Genomic DNA, 18,017 nt, shown 5'->3' with positions numbered 1-18,017 from the left:
CTAGGATTTGAGATATACAGACAGCAAGACGAATAGCTTCATAAACTTTTTGCCATTTCAAACGGAAAATGATGCTATTTAACCATGTCGAAAAGTACATTACAATCAACTTGTAAGCGCTTAACAAACAAGAGAGAAGGGATCAGCTTGTTCCAAAAAGATCATGTTTTCACACAAGTAGACGGACGATCAAAGAATGAGATTTTACAATACATTGCCGAGAAAGCTGAAGACCTTCAGATTACAAACGATCAGGCGGGGTTATTATCAGATTTGTTGACTCGCGAAGACGAAGTCTCAACAGGACTTCAGCAAGGCTTCGCCATTCCTCATACAAAAAGCTCCGCTGTTCAAACGGCTTCACTTCTTTTTTTAGAGCTAGAACAACCGATTGAATGGGGCAGCTTTGACGATTTGCCCACAAGCTATTTATTTACACTGCTCGTTCCATTAGAAGAAGCAAATATCACACACCTGAAATTACTGTCAGGCATTGCGACAAGCCTCATGGAGCCGGCTTTCATCGAAAAGATACAACCAGGTCAAACCGCTGACTATTATTACGAAGTCATTGAACAACAATTGAAAGAGGGGATTACACAATGAAAATTGTCGGTGTCACTTCATGTCCAGCAGGGTTAGCTCATACACCAATGGCAGCAAAGGCGTTAGAGAATGCGGGTAAACAGCTCGGTCACGAGATCAAAATCGAGCAGCAAGGAATTATGGGACAGGTAAATGGCATTACCGCAGAGGAAGCAAGACAGGCAGACCTTTGTATCATTGCCTCCAATCAGCATATCAACGATGCGGAACGTTTTTCAGGCATTCCCACAGTACGTGTCGAGATCGGACGCGCCTTAAAAAATGCCGAGCAAATCATCACAAAAGCTGTAGCACTTGTTGAAAAGAAAAAATCTGAATCTCAATAAACGTGAGCAATGCCATATAGAAAGGAGCAAAGCAAAATGAAAGCAAAATTAAAAGTCATTGAAGGCCATCTCATGACCGGTATTTCTTATATTCTTCCTGTAATCATCGGTGCCTCCCTTATCGTTGGTTTAGCAAAACTAGTCGGATTAGGATTTGGTGTTTCAGATTTAAACGCCTATAAGGATGCTGGTGGCATACTGCACGGCGCCTATTTAATGGAGCAGGTTGGTTGGACAGGGATTGGCTTAATGAACGTCCTGCTCGCTGGATTTATCGCCTATTCGATTGCGGATAAATCAGGGCTTTCGGCCGGTTTCATCGGTGGTGCCCTTGCCAGCTCAACGAATGCTGGATTTATCGGTGCCGTTATTGCAGGCTTCTTCGCAGGATATGTCGCTCTTTTTGTGAAACGAAAAATTCAAATTAAAGGCTCCGCAGCCGGACTTGTTCCTCTGCTCATCTTACCGCTCATTACCGTTGGCTTAACTGGACTTCTCATGTCCGTTCTGCTGGGCGGGCCATTAGGTGCTTTGAACACAGCATTAATTGAATGGATCAAAGGCATGGTCGCTGACGGGACAAGCACACTCGCACTCGCTCTCATTCTAGGTGCGATGATTGGCTTTGACCTTGGCGGACCAGTGAATAAATCTGCTTGGATGGCAGGTAACGCGCTCTTCCTATCAGGCGTCTACCTCCCTGCCATTCTCGTCAATATTGCGATTGTCATTCCGCCGCTTGGATACGGGCTTGCGACATTGATTCGAAAACGCAATTTCTCTCCAACCTTTAGAGAAGCAGGACGTGGCGGCCTTGTCATGGGCATTATCGGTATTACGGAAGGGGCGATCCCTTTTACCCTCGTCAATCCATTGAAATTGATTCCGCTCAATGTTGTCGCATGTGCTGCTGGAAGCGGGGTTGCTGCATTATTAGGTGTCCATGACATCATGCCGCCAATTGGCGGGCTATACGGCTTCTTCTCAGTCGGAAACTGGTGGGCTTATTTAATTGGAGCTCTCACTGGCGCACTCGTCATCGGTATTGGCGCCAACCTGCTTGTCAATTTCTCTGAGAAAAAAGAACCAAAAACGCCGGAACATGATCAGAAGCAGAAAGAAGAAGACGATTTTGACCTTGTGCTAGAAGGATAATTTGAACAAAGAAAGGTGTCGTTACTCAATGACTGTTAATGTACATGTGATTCCACATACTCACTGGGACCGGGAATGGTATTTCACCACCTCCCGCTCCCGTATCTACTTAATGAAAAGCGTAATGGACATTTTAGACACTCTTGAAACAGATGAAAGGTTCCATTACTTCATGCTCGATGCCCAAGCATCCTTACTGGATGATTACCTCAAATGGCGTCCAGAGGATGAGAATCGAATCAAAAAGCTCGTCACAGCCAAACGTCTCATCATCGGCCCGTGGTATACCCAAACCGACCAGCTCGTCATTTCAGGTGAATCCATTGTACGGAACCTGCAATATGGAATTGAACGCTGTCAGCAGTTCGGTCATGTGATGAAAGTCGGTTATGTCCCTGATTCCTTTGGTCAATCCGCACAAATGCCTCAAATTTACCGCGGCTTCGGCATTGTGGATACAGCTTTTTGGCGCGGCGTTTCAGACCATATGACGAATCACACTGAATTCAATTGGCAAGGGGCTGACGGCAGTGAAGTCTTTGCGGTGAACCTGCCATTTGGCTACTACTACGGTGGAAATATTCCCGAAAAAGATGAGGACTTACAAGCCTTTTTATCTGAAAAAATCGGTGCGCTGCAAGCAAAGGCAACCACAAAGAATGTCTATTTCCCAAATGGATTTGACCAGGCACCGATCCGCAAAAACCTGCCTGACTTATTAGAAAAAGCCAATGAACTGGACGAGCACCACTATCAAATCAGCAGTTTAGAAGATTACATTGCAGCAGTGAAAAAAGAGCGGACGTCTTTTGAAACTTTAAAAGGAGAGCTCATTCATGCGAAGCATATGCGGATTCACAAATCTATTTTTTCAACACGAGCTGATTTAAAAATCTTAAACAATCAAATTGAAAACTATCTCGTCAATGTGATGGAGCCTATCCTCACGATTAGCTATTCACTCGGACACGACTATCCGCATGATACGGTTCGTGATATTTGGTACCTCATGTTTGAAAATGCAGCACATGACAGCATTGGCGGCTGTAATAGTGATACGACGAATCAAGATGTCTTCTTCCGCTACAAGCAGGCAAAGGAAATTGCTGAGAACCTTGTGGACTTACACATGCGCCTCATCGCCATTCGACTGCAAACAGAGCAAGAAATCACGTTTACTTTATTTAATACACTGCCTTCAAAGCGTTCTGAAGTTATTGAAGTTGAAACCTTTATCACAGAACGTCCTTTTACACTAAAAGATGCCAATGGAAAAACGCTTCACTACACAGTAAAAAGCAAAACTGATGTCACAGATTATGTGCTGGCACAGCAAATTTCTCTTAACCCAAGTAAAGATGTGTACATGCCAAAACAAGTATGGAAAGCCGTTTTACTGATCGAAGCCACCAGCTTACCATCCGTTGGTTATACACAAGTCAGCATGGTTTTCGATGAATCAAGCGAATCTGCATGGGAACAAACAGAAGGACACGCGATTGAAAATACGTATTACCGCATTGCGGCAAATGACAACGGATCGCTGGACATCACAGATAAACAAACAGGCCGGACATTCTCTGAGCAAATGATCTTTGAAGACAACGGAGACGATGGGGATTCCTACAACTATTCACCGCCGCGTGAGGATCTGTATGTGTCATCCAAGGATCTTTCTTCGGCAGACATCACAGTATCTAAAAGCGGCTTGCAAGAAGAGCTCACCGTCCAGCTTACTCTTACTGTCCCTTATGACTTAGAAGAGCGCTCTCAGCAATCAGTCACGACTTCACTCCCGATTACAGCGAAGGTAGCATTAAATAAAGATGAGCCTGTCATCCGTTTTCATGTCGATGTCGATAATCATGCGTTAGACCATCGTCTGCGTGTCCTCTTTGATACAGGCATCGCATCAAAGGTATCACTGAGCGATCAGCAGTTTGGAACCATCGAACGCCCGACAGAGCTCACGCAAGAGCTTGAATGGTGGAGCAATGAGCATTGGGAAGAAAAACCGATCACCATTGAACCGATGCAATCCTTTACTGCACTTCGTGATGAAGCATATGGTGTCGCTCTATTGACGGACTGCGTGAGAGAATACCAGATCACAGGAGAAGGCTACACAACGATTGCGTATACGCTTTTCCGCTGTTTCGGAAAAATGGGGAAAGAAAATCTTCTTTACCGTCCTGGACGCGCATCTGGTGAAAAAATTGTTGAGACACCTGACGCTCAGCTACAAGGTGCACTGTCGTTCTCATTTGGCATGCACTATAGCAAGGATGCTGTCAGCGAGGGGCACTTAGCGCAGCTTGCCAAGCGGTATACAACCCCAGTTCAATGCTACGAACGGGCAGACTTTTTAAACGGTCGTTTAATTTTCTCTTTCCGAGATGAAAAAGAAGACTTACAATCTACTTATAGCCTGCTTGACATTGAGACAGACGGAGCCATTCTAAGCGCTCTGAAAAAAGAAGAGCATGGAACAGGCATTGTCATCCGTCTCTTCAATCCATTTTTAACGCGTCAAACAGCCGCTTCAATCAATAGTTCATCTCTACAGCACGGAGAAACAGCGAATTTAGGCGAAACACCTGAAGGACATATACTCAAAGCACAACATGGATCATTACACATTGAACCGCTCACACCTTGTCAGGTACAAACCTACATTGTAAAGAAAAAATGAACATGTAGGGGCGGGGTCCATTTGGATTCCGCCCCTCTTTAATGGAGGGCATTGATCATGCGAATTGGAGGCATTGAAGCAGGCGGAACAAAATTTGTCTGCGGCTACGGAACAACAGATGGAACGATTGAACACACGACTTCCTTTGCAACAGGTAATCCAGATGAAACATGCCGGCAAGTAATCGATTACTTTACAAAGCATCCTGTCGATGCCATTGGCATTGGGGCATTCGGGCCTGTCGATGTAAAAGAACAAAGCCCAAGCTATGGGACGATTTTAGAGACACCCAAAACAGCCTGGCGTCAATTCCCTTTCCTTTCTACTTTAAAACAAGCCCTTGGACTCCCGATGAAGCTTGATACAGATGTGAACTGTGCAGCACTCGGGGAAGCCCGCTTTTCGGTTGAAGCAGAAAAGCCTGCTTCTTTGGTCTATATCACTGTTGGAACCGGAATAGGCGGCGGTGCCTATATTGAACACCGCCTCATTCACGGGTTGCTGCATCCAGAAATGGGTCATATCACAGTGCAGCGGCACCCTCATGATTCCTACGGTGGCTGCTGCCCTATACACCATGACTGTTTAGAGGGACTGGCATCAGGACCTGCCATAGAAGGGCGCTATCATACACTGGCACAAATACTGCCAGAGGATCATCCTGCCTGGTCACTTCATGCCTACTATCTCGGACAGATGACCGCCAATTTATTACTCACCCTTTCGCCAGAGCGCATCATTCTCGGTGGAGGTGTGATGAAACAGCCCGCTATGCTGCCGCTCATTCTTGATGAAACAGAAAAGCGGCTTCATGGGTATTTACAACTGCCAAAGCCTTTAAATGAAATTATCACAAAGCCATCCTTTGATGGATTATCTGGTTTAATGGGCGCCATCGCTCTTGGTACTGATGCCTTACAGGCGCAAGGAGCCGCGCAATGATGATGACGGCAGATCCTCGAACCTATCAGCTGATTCAGCAGCTATTTGAAACGAAGGGGTTCGTGAAGCTGGAGGAGCTCACTGCCTCTTTTCGCTTATCTGACCGCTCCATCCGTCATTTAATCAAAGAAGCAAATGAGCAATTAAAGGAAGCTGGAGCCAAGATTAAAACGATCCGCGGAAAGGGATACACCCTATTAACGAGTGACCAAGATGCCTTCCTGCTTTGGCTTCATCAACAAAAGCTTCCTGCCCGCTCTCTCGTCCCCGTCATGCCAGAAGAGCGTGTACGATTTATCATGAGGAAGCTATTGCTTCAACAGGATTACTTAAAAATTGACCAGCTGGCTGAAGAACTGTTCATCAGCCGCATGACGGTCAGCAGTGATTTGAAAAAAGGACGAGAGCTGTTAGCCCGTTACGGTATGACCCTTGTGTCAAAGCCTGGATTTGGCTTAAAAATTGAGGGAGACGAATTGCAAAAAAGAACATGCTATGCAGACTTACTCCTTGAAGAAGAGCCTGCACTTTCTCATATCACCGAGCGGGAGCAGCTCCATTTTCCCGATATTTCTCTTGAAACCATTCGATCTATTGTCCTGACGAACCTGCATCAAGAGTCATTGCTCATTAAAGACATTGCCTTAAAAAACTTAGTCATTCACTTAGCAATTGCGATTCAGCAAACACGAAAAAACCAGCGGATACCCGCCAGTACCACTCGTACACAACGATCACCCGTCTTGATGAGAATTGCCCAAAAGATCATACAGCAGGTGAGTGACACCTTTCATGTCACCTTATCAGAGGATGAAACAGATTACTTAGTCATGCATCTATTGGCAAATCAAACGTGGAAAGAAGCCGCCCAGCATCAGACGACAGTGGAAGTTCAGCAGGCGGTTGCGGTCTTTCTACAGCACATTGAGAAAATGAGCGGTCACCACTTTGCAGATGACAACATCCTGCAGCAAGACTTGATGCTTCATATGAAGCCATTATTAAATCGAATCCAATATGGCGTATCCTTACAAAATCCGCTGTTGCATGAAATCAAAGCGTCCTATCCATACCCGTTTGATTTAGCTGTCAGCGGACTGAATGCCTTACAGCTGGTGCGGACGCCAAATGAAGACGAGGCGGCATATGTTGCCCTGCATATCGCTGCTTCATTTGAAAGAAGTCAGCTCGATACCTCGCAAAAAAAGAAAGTCATTATCGTGTGCGGGTCTGGACTAGGGACGGCAAGACTGCTTGAAATTAAATTGAAGGCAGCCTTTCAGCACGAACTGGACATCGTCGAGCTTTATTCCTATCAGGATTATCTCATGAGCACCACCCTTCCCTGTGACGTCATCATTACAACCGTCCCGCTCGCATCAAAGGGAAAACCAGTGATACAGGTTAGCGCCTTTTTTGAACAACATGATGTACAGCGGGTGAATGAGGTCATTCATTTATTAAATGGACACGGGACTCCCTCGCAAGAACTGATGGCGTTTTTTCAAGAACGATTAACCTTATTGAACGCTGACCTATCCAGTAAGGACGAGGTATTAGACACACTATGCAGCCATTTAGAAACGTATCAGCTAGTATCGTCATCTTTTCGGTCCTCGGTGCTTGAACGGGAGCAAATGTCGTCTACCTACCTTGGAAAAGGGATTGCCATGCCGCACCCGCTCATCACAAATGAAGGCACATCCTGCGTAGCCATCGCACACTTAAAACAGCCGATTGACTGGCAGGGAAACCAAGTATCACTTGTCTTTTTATTAGCCATTCATAAAGATGACGCAGCTTGCATGAATCAATTCTTTGAACAAGCCGTTGATTTACTGGATAATCCAAACCGCATTCACGCTCTGAATCAATCAAAAACATTCGATGAGCTGATGAATGCGTTGTTTCAATAAGATCAAACAAAAGGCCGCCCAGCTGTTGATGAGGCGGCCTTCGTGTGATTGAGAATCATCAATCGTATATGACATTTTTCCCTTCTTCACTTAATTTCTTTAAAGAGCTCAGCATATGATCGATTTCTTCATCGGAATGTCTTTCCCATGAACCTAATTCTGCGACGATTTTCAAAGGGGATTTCGACCGATAAGAACGTGTTGGGTTACCCGGAAATTTTTTGTCAGTCAAATTCGGATCATTTTCAAACTCGCCTAACGGTTCTACAACATAAATTCTCTCTTTCGCATCAGATCTTGCTAACTCAGCACCCCACTTGGCTGCGTTTAATGTTCCGGTGAAATAGATATGGTTTGATTTTTGATCCTGATAATTCGATAAATACTGCGGTTCAAGCAGATCTCCAATCTTCAATTCCGCTTTCGTCCCATGAAAAAATGGACCAGGGTCTAAAACCTGCTCATTGTCATTCATACAGCCACGCCCCTTATCGTTTTTGACTTGCGTATAACAGTATACGGCCTGATCTGGGTAGAAAACAGTCTATAAATGAGATGACATTCGGGGTATAATGATAGTAGAGAGTAAGATGGGATTTGTAACCTCCAGAAAGTTAAAAAACAGCAAGAATACATACAAAGCAGTCTTATTAAAAGAGATAAAAAGCTATTAGAAGCCATAAGAGAAACAAGAAACTAAAAAATTAATTGCGACAACGGAGCAGAAGGAAAAAAGGGCAAAAAAATGTTGGTGACAGTTTTGGAAATAGCGTATTGATGCCTAGGAAGAATCTCTGAGCAGGATTGAAGAAGATGAGGATAAAGTAGCCAATGAGACGTTTGATGTTATAGCTGGTTGGCGTGTTGGCACATAATCAATTAAATTTTTCAGGAAGGGTGTAATGAGATGATGAAAGATAGAGATAAGATTTGTCATATATATGCTCAAAAAAGTTGGCATATGGATTCTTATATTATTGGTAATCGTGAGGGTTTAATAGAATTAAAGAGTGCTATTGACCAAGCATTGAAAAGTAATGTTGGTCAAGCTGAATTGTTTCCATCAGATTTAGAGGATTATACAACTTACGTTGCTTTAGTTGATGATAAAGAAGAGTTGGATTCACTTATTATGCCTTACATTGATGAGGATAATGATGATGAAAACTTGATACATCCAGTTGATATAGTTACAAGTCTTGAAGAGAAAAAAACCCCTGAAAATTAGGGGTTTTTTAGTGTAATATTGTTTCTCCTGGACTTGCTTTGTATTTCTTTGGTACTGATGCTCTGAGCGCATGGTGTATTTTATCTTTTGGAGCTACATGGAAATGCCAATACCAAGTTGAGGTTTTTGGTATTAAAGGGATTTTTCCATTGTCTACAGCAAATACTCTTGTTGTTTTTTTCTTTCCTTTGTGTAGGACGACAACTAAACTTCTAAGTTGTCCTTTATCATTTCTTACATCCCATTTAATTTTGTAATTTTTACCGAATCCTTTTATTCGATTTTTTAGATATTTAAGTGCAGTTCTTGCGCCTTTTGATCTGATAGCCATTAAAGCAACTCTTCCTACGGTCATTGCGATAGGTATGAAGAATATTGGTAGTGCTTGTGTTGTGATTTCACTCTGATTACTTTTGGAGTCAAGTTGTTTCATTCGGTTTTCTATAGCTAAAAATTCTTCATTGTTGAAATATTGATCGATCACTTTATTTTGTTCTGTCTCTGACATGTTTTCGAATTCTTTTTCTGTAAATGGAAGGTTTTCTATGTATTCCCCCATTTTCATTTCAAGTTCGTCTAATTCTTTGGTAGTTTGTTCATTTTGTAGAACTGTTGGTGTTACTAACGCTTCTAATTCTTGTGAATTGATAGAGTGTGTTTTTGCTGATGCTTCTGATGAAAATGGAGACCATATTGATATGACAAGAGCTAGGGTAATTAGGATTAAGAGTGTTTTTTTGAACATTTTGTTTATATTCCTCCTTTTGTATTAAATTCCAAAATTAAGGTTATCAAATCAAAATGAGTCTATCAATGTATTTAAGATAGATTTAAGAAAATTACTTTTTTGGTTGCGGTGTCCGCAATCATTTTTTTATTTTTTAGAACTTCGTTTTAATGAAAATTTCTGTGGTAGACAAATGACACAAGCCGAAATGCATATGTTCCTAAACAATGGTGCACGATATTCCCACCACAATCTAAAGAAGCCCAAACTAAAAATATCGTCACTACAATAGCAAAAAAACTTGCTGTTCAGGCTCTTCACAAGTCAGGCACATATTTAGAAAAACCCTTTATTGAAAGTAATAGACAAGAAATATGCAAAGAAAGCTAAATCAGGTTTTTACAAAGTAGCGCAATTTTTATACAGGCAGGCCTTCCACCTGATGTAGCATTCGAAACAGCAAAATTTCTTTGGATTATAAAAGAAAGTAGTTTATTAGGCTGTTAAAATCAGGCTATCTTTTTAAAACAATTCGAACAATATAATCTTGCCAATAGAGTGAACGAAAAAAAGCCAACCACCCGCATAAGGTGATTGGCTTTTTTATTTGTTACTCCCCGATCTTCTCTCCATTTTGCTGAATTAATGTTTCATACCAGTAAGAGCTCTTTTTACGAATTCTCTTCAGGTCTTTTAGGTCAAATTCATCGCGGTTCACGTAGATGAATCCGTAGCGCTTGGAGCATCCTTGGTGTGTGCTGATTAAATCGATTGCAGACCACGGGCAGTATCCGAAGACCTCGACGCCGTCTGTGATCGCCCATTTGATTTGTTCGATATGTTTTTCTAAATAATCAATTCGATAATCATCTTGAATCGATCCATCTTCTTCTAACTTGTCGAAAGCACCCAATCCGTTTTCCGTGATAATAAGAGGCAGCTGATAACGGTCGTAAATCTCACGCATCGTTGATCGGAAGCCGACAGGGTCAATCTCCCAGCCAAACGCATTTTTACTTAGGAACGGGTTGTTGCCGCCTTTGTATACGCCATCTTCACCAGATTTCAAATGCTGGTCTCCGCCGCGCGCAAATTCATCCTTGCCATCTCCTTTACTCGCTTCAACCGTTTGAGATGTGTAGTAGTTAAAGGCAATGAAGTCCGGCTTCGCACTTTTCAAAATATCCATATCTCCCTCTTCAATCACAGGAAGAATGTCTTTTTCTTTCATATACGCCCAAGCAAGGTTGTTATAACGGCCGAAGACTGCCATATCAAGATACAGCCAGTTGCGGATCGCATTGTAATTCGCCGCAGCAAGCACATCCTCAGGCTTTGGAGATGCCGGATAAATGAGCGCAATGTTTGGCGCTGGTCCAATTTTCGCTTCAGGCAACATTTGATGACAAAGCGTCATGGCTTTCGCCTGAGCGACGAGCATATGATGGTTCTGCTGATACAGTTCTTTTTTCGGATTTTCTAAATTTGGATCAAGTGTACCGAGCGCTGATCCATGTAAGATCATCATGTTTTGTTCATTAATGGTCAGCCAATAGTTTACCTTCTCACCATACTCCTGAAATAGAACCTCTGCATACCGTTCAAACGCATCTACTGTCGCACGATTTGACCAACCGCCTTTTACTTGAAGTGCATGAGGCAGATCAAAATGATACATCGTCACGATTGGTTCAATATCATAGCGGCGCAATTCATCGATGAGAGAATGATAGAATTCAATCCCCTTTTGATTGATCTCCCCATCTCCATTTGGAATGATCCGTGTCCATGCAATAGAGAAACGATAAGCCTTCAAACCCATTTCTGCAAACATCTTCACATCCTCTTTATAGCGGTGATAGTGATCGCTTGCGACTTTAAAATCTGTTGTTCCTTCAGGGTAACTTGCTCTCATATCAATGACAGATGGCCCTTTGCCATCCTCGTTCCACGCACCTTCTACTTGATAGGCGGATGTAGATCCGCCCCAGAAAAAGTCCTTTGGAAATGGTGCTAGTGTTGAATATCTCATAGTTTCTTCCTCCTCTTGATTAAACGAGATGTAAAAATGATTGTCCTGGTGTGATTTGTTTTTCTTCTGTTTCTATGATATCGCTAAACTCACCTGAATTGGTAATAATCACTGGTGTTGTGACGGACAGGCCGGAAGCTTGGATGGCTTCAATATCAAACTCCGCAAGCAATTCGCCCTCAGTGATGGTTTGCCCCTGTACGACCTTCGGGGTAAAATGCTGACCGCCTAATTGTACGGTATCCAGTCCAATGTGAATGAGCACTTCTGCTCCGCTTTCAGAAGTAAGACCGTACGCATGACCTGTTGGGAACACCGTTGTCACGACTCCTGATACTGGTGCAAACAGCTTGCCTTCTGATGGAATGATGGCTGCGCCCTTTCCTAGTGCACCAGATGAGAATGCCTTATCATGTACTTCCTCCAGCTTGATTACCTCACCCTTTAAAGGACTTTTCACATGAGCTGCTTTGACCCCATGTTCGTTTTCCATTGTTGGTGCGGCAACCGGTGCTGGGGTTTCATCTTCATCTACTGGATCCTTAAATCCAATCAAATAAGTCAAGACGATGGATAGAACAAATGAGACCGAGATTCCGATGATGAACCCTGTAAACCCTTGTCCGTAGAAAATCGGAAGTGTCAGTAAACTTGGAAGCCCTGACGCAATCGCAATACTTTGTGAATAACCAATGATCGCACCGCCGACTCCAGCAGAGATAACGGCTGCAATAAATGGTTTTTTCAAACGAAGCGTGACCCCGTATACAGCTGGCTCTGTGATCCCAAACACGGCAGAAACCGCTGTCGATCCAGCCAATGATTTCAGCTTTTTATTCTTTGTTTTCAGCATAACACCGATGGAAGCACCGGCTTGTGAAAATACAGCTGGCGCAGTCGCCGGCTTGATATGATCTTTTCCGTGGACGGCAATATTATTTAAAATGACTGGCACTAGACCCCAGTGGATACCGAAGATCACAAGAACCTGCCATGCCATCGCAATTAAAGCACCTGCAAGTGTAGGACTAAAGGAGAATACTTTCAGCAAGACAGCGGCAATGCCGTTCCCTGCATACACACCAAATGGTCCGAATACAATGAGTGTCAGCGGAACAACCGTGACAAGTAAAATCAGTGGAGTAATAAAGTTTTTGACACTTTCATGAATGACTTTGTTAAAGAAACGTTCGATATATCCCATGACAAACACTGCCAAAATGATTGGAATAACCGTTGATGTATAAGACATTAAGACGACTGGAATACCGAAGAAGGTCACATCTCCGCCGCCTTTTGACAATTCTTGAATGGTTGGGTAAATGAGTGCACCAGCAATCGTCACAGCGACAAATGGATTTGCTTTAAACTTCCTCGCCGAAGTGAATGCGAGCAGTAATGGCAGGAAGTAGAACAAGCTGTCCGACGCAGCAAATAAAATTTGATACGACGTATCTTCAGGTGATAACCATTTTGCATTGATACAGATACCTAATAGACCTTTTAAAATACCAGCACCTGCCATGACACCGAGAAGTGGTGTAAAAATACCAGAGACAATGTCGACAAATTTTCCGAAAAGGCTCGTGCTCTCTCCACCTGATTTTTCAGATGAAGAAGTGGAATCCTCTAATAGATTTGTAAACTCCCCAATCTCTCGATAAACCTCTGGTACAGTATTTCCAATGACTACTTGAAATTGGCCGCCGCTTTCCATAACGGTCACAACGCCATTTAATTTTTCAATGGCTGCTTTGTCTGCTTTTGATCGGTCATTTAATGTGAAGCGAAGTCTTGTAGCGCAATGGACCAGTGAATGAACGTTTTTCTCTGTGCCAATGTGTTTGATAATGTCTTCTGCTAATTGACGATAACTCATACAAAAACCCCCTTTTTTTCAAAAAAATACGTTTTTGGGCAAAATAAAAACCTAAACGGGCACCAAAAATAGTCGCAACTTGCTATTGCGCTTTTTCAGTGAACGTTTAGGTTTTGCCTGCCGAACAGTCACAATCCTCTAAGACGATCATTGTGAAACCGTATTCTTTTATGTTTATGAGCAAATAGTACCACTCAGCTTTTCTCATGTCAACGCTTTCTTTTGAAAACTACCTTTATTTTTCTCGTTTGATCAATCGATTCAAATGAATGGATAGATACAGCATCTCCTCTGATGTGAGATCTCGGTGATAGGTTTGATAGACGTATTCTGCGATTTTCTTTGCACATTCGTATGCCTTCGGATATTTTACCTTGATCAGCTGATACAAATCCTGATCTTCGCTGACAAGCATTGTTTCGTTTATCAGACGCTGGACGAAAAAGCGTAAATGTGTGAGAAAACGATAAAAGTTGAGTGAGTCTTCATCAAATTCCATATTGAGATGATATTTCACAATGGTGAGGATGGCGTTTACTTCTTTTGTAATATTGACCGTTGTATTCATGTCCTCATTGAGCTCTGCATTAATGATATGCATGGCAATAAAGCCTGCTTCATCCTCAGGCAGTTCAATATGAAGACGCTCTCTAATCATCTCAAGACAGTCCTTTGCCACAAGAAATTCATCTTTGTATAAGCGTTTAATCTCCCAAATGAGCGAATTTTCAATGAGATGATTTTTCTTCAGTCGTTCGATGGCGTAATGAATATGGTCTGCGAGCGATACATGCAGACTTTCGTTTAATCTTCGGTTCAGCTTTGTATGTGCATATTGAATCATTTCTTCGGTTACCTTGACCACATCATACGGAACCTCCAGAAGCAGCATTTTCATTCGCTCATGAACGGAATGATCCTCTAGGCGGAAAACTTTATCGATTAACGATTCGTCTACCGGATCCCCGGGCCGCCGCTGGAAGGCGATACCTCTTCCCATGACGACGATTTCTTTTCCTTGTTCATCTATCACACTAATGACATTATTGTTTAGAACTTTTTGTATCTGCAACCCCAAACACCTCCGTCTATGAACCACAATCTTCACTCAAAATATGCTCTCATCTTAACACAACTGTCAAATCACTTGGTGTTTTTATCTGACTTTTGCAATAGATTTCACCATAATTCTACCCCGTCATAGCTGGTCTGATCCTTCAATTGCCTGCATACAATACTCCAAGGAGGTGACCTTCAGTGAAGGCTTTTTTCTGGTCTGCATCATTTTTATTCGTGCTTCTATTCACACTCGTCTTTCTAGGAATCGTGTTTTTGCTTAGTGGACAAGGTATGAATCTGCTTTGGAAGTATGTGCTCATCTCATTTGTCACAGCAGCCGTTTTGCGCGGTGTCACCACTTGGCTGAGGCAGCACGTGATGCATCATTTATCAAAATAAAACGGCTGCCCATGATATTCAGGCAGCCGTTCCTTTATTCTTTGGATGATGCGGCTTCTTGCGAAGAAGTACGCAGCTCATCATTGATTTTTTTCGCATCCTCTAGAAATTCTGTTTCAAATCCACTTTTGAGTGCCCACATATAAAATAGCAGAGCAACCACTGTAATAAGAGCCATGTCCCAGCCATAATGAATGACGTTATAGCCGCCGAATTTGTCACTGCCCAGACAGGAAATCGTCATCATCACAAGCAAGTACACGACCATCCAAGCACCCGCCTTGAAGTTGCGGCTGAAGCCTTTCCATTTCGCTTTTGCTTGATAGTAAAAATAGATCGGAAGACCGATGAGAATAATGAACAGCACCTGACCTGTTAACGGCCATCTCGCCCAATACAGCGTCAATGACGCAAAGACAAAGCCGAGAGGAGCAATGATGCTGAGTCCTTTTATTCGCAGCGGACGATATAAATCTGTCCCTGTCTTTCTCAGTGTCATGACAGTTACTGGGCCTGTCAGATAAGAAATAAGTGTCGCAACAGAAATGATTTCCGCAAGTACACCCCAGCCTCTAAATAAAAACAGAAAGATAAACGATACGGCTAAGTTAAAAAACATCGCTGGACGAGGCACGCCATAAATAGGGTGCAGACGACCAAGTACACTTGGCATGTATTTGTTTTTTTCCATTCCATAAATCATACGGGATGTCGTCGCCGTATACGTAATCCCTGTACCAGAAGGTGATACAAACGCATCTGCATATAAAATCAGAACCAGCCAGTTAATCCCAAGCGCAATGGCAAGGTCGGCAAATGGCGAATTAAAATTCAAATGACCCCATCCATTCACAATCATGGACGGATCGACAGCACCGATAAAGGCGATTTGTAAAAGCACATAAATCACAGTCGCAATCAAAATAGATCCAACAATAGCAATCGGAATGGATCTGCCTGGATTTTTCGCCTCACCCGCCATATTAATCGGGCTTTGGAAGCCATTGAAGGCAAACACAATTCCTGATGTCGCAACAGCTGTCAGCACACTCGCCCAGCCGTTAGGAGCAATACTTGTTCCAGAAGTAAAATTCTCACTATGAAAACCTACGAATAAGAGCGCACCAATTGTTAATCCTGGAATGACAATTTTAAACACGGTAATGAATGTATTCGCTTTTGAAAATAACCCAACGGTCCAATAATTGAGCAGAAAGTAAATCACAAGAAGCACACTGGCGACCATGAGCCCTTCTGTCGTCAACACCCCTTTTGTGACCAAATGGGTTGTCCACTTTGCCCATTCCCAAGGCCATGAGCTCATATACTGGACAGAAGCCACCGCCTCAACCGGAATGACGGAGACAATGGCGATCCAGTTTGCCCAAGCGGCAATAAACCCGATAAAAGAGCCGTGTGAATATTGCGTATATTTCACCATTCCGCCTGCCTCTGGAAACATTGATCCGAGTTCACTATAAGACAAAGCGATAAATAAAATCACGACCATCCCAATCAACCAGGATAAAATAGCAGCAGGGCCGGCAATTTGAGCGGCACGCCAAGCACCGAATAGCCAACCTGAACCAATGATTGAGCCAAGACCTACCATCATTAAAGCGAAAGTTCCCATTCTACGATGTAAATGATTCATGTTCATAACACCTTTCGATTAAATTACAAAGCATGTGCCTAAGTAAGCACCTTTCTTTCATTGCAGCTCACTTTTCATTCAATTAACAAATATTTCTTCAACTAAATCTTTACCCTTGTTCATTTTTTCGCCTGTTTTATTATCTCTCAATTCTCCATTTTCTGAAATAGTCGAACATGCTTATTTCTTAAGAAAGCGCTTTTTCAATGATTCAATCTATTAGACTGAATAACTACCTTTACCCTTATTTTGAAAAAAACAAAACAAAAAAGAAAGAGGAAATGAATCCCTCTTCCTTCTGAGCCCTATCATGAATAAAAAAAAGGATAAAGGGGGGTTCCCTCTATCCTTGTGAGATCGCTTGTTCTTGTTCAATCACAGCTAGTCTTTCTTGCACTTCTTCTTCAGACAGATTGTGCTGTTTCACATAAAGGTTACGTTCACTTGTACGACATTCATGGCTGCAGCTGCGCATATATTTATGCTCGCTTTCTTCTGTTGCAATCATTTTGCGGTTACATGCAGGATTTGCACAGTTCACATAACGCTCGCAAGGCTCACCAGTGAAGAAATCTTTTCCGACAACCACATGCTCTGTTTGATTCACAGGCACTGTTAAGCGAGTATCAAACACATAGCATTGACCATCCCAAAGCTTCCCTTGAACTTCTGGATCTTTTCCATACGAGACTATTCCGCCGTCAAGCTGAGAGACATCTTCAAAGCCTTCACGCTTTAACCAGCCTGAGAATTTCTCACAGCGTACGCCGCCTGTGCAATACGTCAGGATTTTTTTCCCTTCAAGAATCTCTTTATTGTCACGAATCCACTCCGGTAATTCGCGGAATGTCTCAATATCAGGACGAACTGCCCCTCTAAAGTGGCCGACATCAAACTCGTAATCATTACGTGCATCTATCACAACGGTATCAGGTGATTGCATTTGCTCGTAAAATTCAACCGGGCTAAGATGCTTACCTGTTAATTCTAACGGGTTCACATCATCTTCAAGGCTCAGATTCACTAGTTCATTTCGATGGCGGACGTGCATTTTTTTAAAAGCATGACCGTCTGCTTCGTCAATTTTGATCGGCATAGACGCAAAGCGCGGATCTTCCTTTAATGCTTGCATGTACTTGTCCGTTTGCTCAATGGTACCAGAAACCGTTCCGTTTATGCCTTCTGCTGAGATAAGGATACGACCTAACAAACCAAGCTCCTTACAGAATGCTAGATGCTCTGCTGTAAACGTCTCTGGGTCCTCGATGGGGACATATTGATAGTAAAGTAAGACACGATATTGTTTTTCCATATATATAAACACCTCTTAAATTTAATCAAAACATACCGTTCTTTATCATACAGGAAATACATACCTAAAGGCAATGACAGCGGCTCAATT

15 protein-coding genes are annotated in these 18,017 nt (G+C 42.8%); 8 read left to right on the top strand and 7 right to left on the bottom strand.

Going from position 1 to position 18,017, the window contains the following annotated elements; genetic code table 11:
• The first annotated feature begins 84 nt into the window (after window positions 1-84).
• Genes MHB83_RS06385 through MHB83_RS06360 form a run of 6 tightly spaced genes read left to right on the top strand, consistent with a single transcriptional unit; the run spans window position 85 to window position 7,637 of the window.
• Window positions 85-606, top strand: coding sequence for a PTS sugar transporter subunit IIA (locus MHB83_RS06385; RefSeq protein WP_223251400.1), 522 nt, complete (start codon window positions 85-87; stop codon window positions 604-606).
• Complete coding sequence (locus MHB83_RS06380; protein WP_099726180.1) at window positions 603-932, top strand: fructose PTS transporter subunit IIB; 330 nt, start codon at window positions 603-605, stop codon at window positions 930-932. Before MHB83_RS06385 ends, MHB83_RS06380 begins: the two co-directional genes overlap by 4 nt.
• A 36-nt stretch (window positions 933-968) precedes the next feature.
• On the top strand, window positions 969-2,087 hold the full coding sequence (locus MHB83_RS06375; protein WP_003217114.1) for a PTS fructose transporter subunit IIC: 1,119 nt from the start codon (window positions 969-971) through the stop codon (window positions 2,085-2,087).
• A 28-nt stretch (window positions 2,088-2,115) separates the two neighbouring features.
• Window positions 2,116-4,779, top strand: a complete 2,664-nt coding sequence (gene mngB / locus MHB83_RS06370; RefSeq protein WP_342496732.1) for a mannosylglycerate hydrolase — start codon at window positions 2,116-2,118, stop codon at window positions 4,777-4,779.
• Window positions 4,780-4,836: 57 nt separating this feature from the next.
• The gene (locus MHB83_RS06365; protein WP_284905826.1) at window positions 4,837-5,721 is read left to right on the top strand and encodes an ROK family protein; all 885 of its coding nucleotides are present in this window, start codon (window positions 4,837-4,839) and stop codon (window positions 5,719-5,721) included.
• Window positions 5,718-7,637, top strand: a complete 1,920-nt coding sequence (locus MHB83_RS06360; protein WP_342496731.1) for a BglG family transcription antiterminator — start codon at window positions 5,718-5,720, stop codon at window positions 7,635-7,637. The genes MHB83_RS06365 and MHB83_RS06360 overlap by 4 nt, the downstream gene beginning before the upstream one ends.
• 58 nt (window positions 7,638-7,695) lie before the next feature.
• Here the strand turns inward: MHB83_RS06360 and arr are convergent, their stop codons facing one another.
• Window positions 7,696-8,112 (bottom strand): NAD(+)--rifampin ADP-ribosyltransferase, encoded by a 417-nt coding sequence (gene arr, locus MHB83_RS06355; RefSeq protein ID WP_050943360.1) that lies wholly within the window; start codon window positions 8,110-8,112, stop codon window positions 7,696-7,698.
• A 432-nt stretch (window positions 8,113-8,544) separates the two neighbouring features.
• Here arr and MHB83_RS06350 point away from each other — a divergent pair, with 432 nt between their 5' ends.
• Complete coding sequence (locus MHB83_RS06350) at window positions 8,545-8,865, top strand: hypothetical protein (RefSeq protein ID WP_223251399.1); 321 nt, start codon at window positions 8,545-8,547, stop codon at window positions 8,863-8,865.
• Between the two features lie 7 nt (window positions 8,866-8,872).
• Here MHB83_RS06350 and MHB83_RS06345 read toward each other — a convergent pair whose 3' ends face one another.
• From MHB83_RS06345 to MHB83_RS06330, 4 genes are all read right to left on the bottom strand, one after another.
• Window positions 8,873-9,610 (bottom strand): hypothetical protein, encoded by a 738-nt coding sequence (locus tag MHB83_RS06345; protein ID WP_342496730.1) that lies wholly within the window; start codon window positions 9,608-9,610, stop codon window positions 8,873-8,875.
• Between the two features lie 592 nt (window positions 9,611-10,202).
• On the bottom strand, window positions 10,203-11,624 hold the full coding sequence (locus MHB83_RS06340) for a glycoside hydrolase family 1 protein (RefSeq protein WP_212046260.1): 1,422 nt from the start codon (window positions 11,622-11,624) through the stop codon (window positions 10,203-10,205).
• 19 nt (window positions 11,625-11,643) lie between these two features.
• Window positions 11,644-13,503 (bottom strand): beta-glucoside-specific PTS transporter subunit IIABC, encoded by a 1,860-nt coding sequence (locus MHB83_RS06335; RefSeq protein ID WP_342496729.1) that lies wholly within the window; start codon window positions 13,501-13,503, stop codon window positions 11,644-11,646.
• 235 nt (window positions 13,504-13,738) lie between these two features.
• Complete coding sequence (locus MHB83_RS06330; protein WP_003217030.1) at window positions 13,739-14,575, bottom strand: PRD domain-containing protein; 837 nt, start codon at window positions 14,573-14,575, stop codon at window positions 13,739-13,741.
• A gap of 185 nt (window positions 14,576-14,760) precedes the next feature.
• Here MHB83_RS06330 and MHB83_RS06325 point away from each other — a divergent pair, with 185 nt between their 5' ends.
• Window positions 14,761-14,961: a hypothetical protein gene (locus tag MHB83_RS06325; protein WP_050943366.1), complete on the top strand. Its 201-nt coding sequence runs from the start codon at window positions 14,761-14,763 to the stop codon at window positions 14,959-14,961.
• Between the two features lie 34 nt (window positions 14,962-14,995).
• Here MHB83_RS06325 and MHB83_RS06320 read toward each other — a convergent pair whose 3' ends face one another.
• Together MHB83_RS06320 and MHB83_RS06315 are read right to left on the bottom strand one after the other, a co-directional pair.
• Window positions 14,996-16,615, bottom strand: coding sequence for an APC family permease (locus MHB83_RS06320; RefSeq protein WP_137055178.1), 1,620 nt, complete (start codon window positions 16,613-16,615; stop codon window positions 14,996-14,998).
• A gap of 343 nt (window positions 16,616-16,958) precedes the next feature.
• Window positions 16,959-17,927: a rhodanese-related sulfurtransferase gene (locus MHB83_RS06315; protein ID WP_342496728.1), complete on the bottom strand. Its 969-nt coding sequence runs from the start codon at window positions 17,925-17,927 to the stop codon at window positions 16,959-16,961.
• Between the last annotated feature and the right edge of the window lie 90 nt (window positions 17,928-18,017).

This window comes from Bacillus sp. FSL K6-3149 (assembly GCF_038630515.1).
Taxonomy (GTDB): Bacteria; Bacillota; Bacilli; order Bacillales; family Bacillaceae; genus Bacillus; species Bacillus pumilus.
Note: the sequence above shows the minus strand (reverse complement) of the source record. Positions and strands in the feature narration are given on the sequence as shown.

Coding starts and splice junctions, on each gene's coding strand:
- MHB83_RS06320 (WP_137055178.1), bottom strand. CDS start 16,615: ATGAATCATTTACATCGTAGAATGGGAACTTTCGCTTTAATGATGGTA.
- mngB (WP_342496732.1), top strand. CDS start 2,116: ATGACTGTTAATGTACATGTGATTCCACATACTCACTGGGACCGGGAA.
- MHB83_RS06375 (WP_003217114.1), top strand. CDS start 969: ATGAAAGCAAAATTAAAAGTCATTGAAGGCCATCTCATGACCGGTATT.
- MHB83_RS06380 (WP_099726180.1), top strand. CDS start 603: ATGAAAATTGTCGGTGTCACTTCATGTCCAGCAGGGTTAGCTCATACA.
- MHB83_RS06315 (WP_342496728.1), bottom strand. CDS start 17,927: ATGGAAAAACAATATCGTGTCTTACTTTACTATCAATATGTCCCCATC.
- arr (WP_050943360.1), bottom strand. CDS start 8,112: ATGAATGACAATGAGCAGGTTTTAGACCCTGGTCCATTTTTTCATGGG.
- MHB83_RS06365 (WP_284905826.1), top strand. CDS start 4,837: ATGCGAATTGGAGGCATTGAAGCAGGCGGAACAAAATTTGTCTGCGGC.
- MHB83_RS06345 (WP_342496730.1), bottom strand. CDS start 9,610: ATGTTCAAAAAAACACTCTTAATCCTAATTACCCTAGCTCTTGTCATA.
- MHB83_RS06340 (WP_212046260.1), bottom strand. CDS start 11,624: ATGAGATATTCAACACTAGCACCATTTCCAAAGGACTTTTTCTGGGGC.
- MHB83_RS06335 (WP_342496729.1), bottom strand. CDS start 13,503: ATGAGTTATCGTCAATTAGCAGAAGACATTATCAAACACATTGGCACA.
- MHB83_RS06350 (WP_223251399.1), top strand. CDS start 8,545: ATGATGAAAGATAGAGATAAGATTTGTCATATATATGCTCAAAAAAGT.
- MHB83_RS06360 (WP_342496731.1), top strand. CDS start 5,718: ATGATGATGACGGCAGATCCTCGAACCTATCAGCTGATTCAGCAGCTA.
- MHB83_RS06385 (WP_223251400.1), top strand. CDS start 85: ATGTCGAAAAGTACATTACAATCAACTTGTAAGCGCTTAACAAACAAG.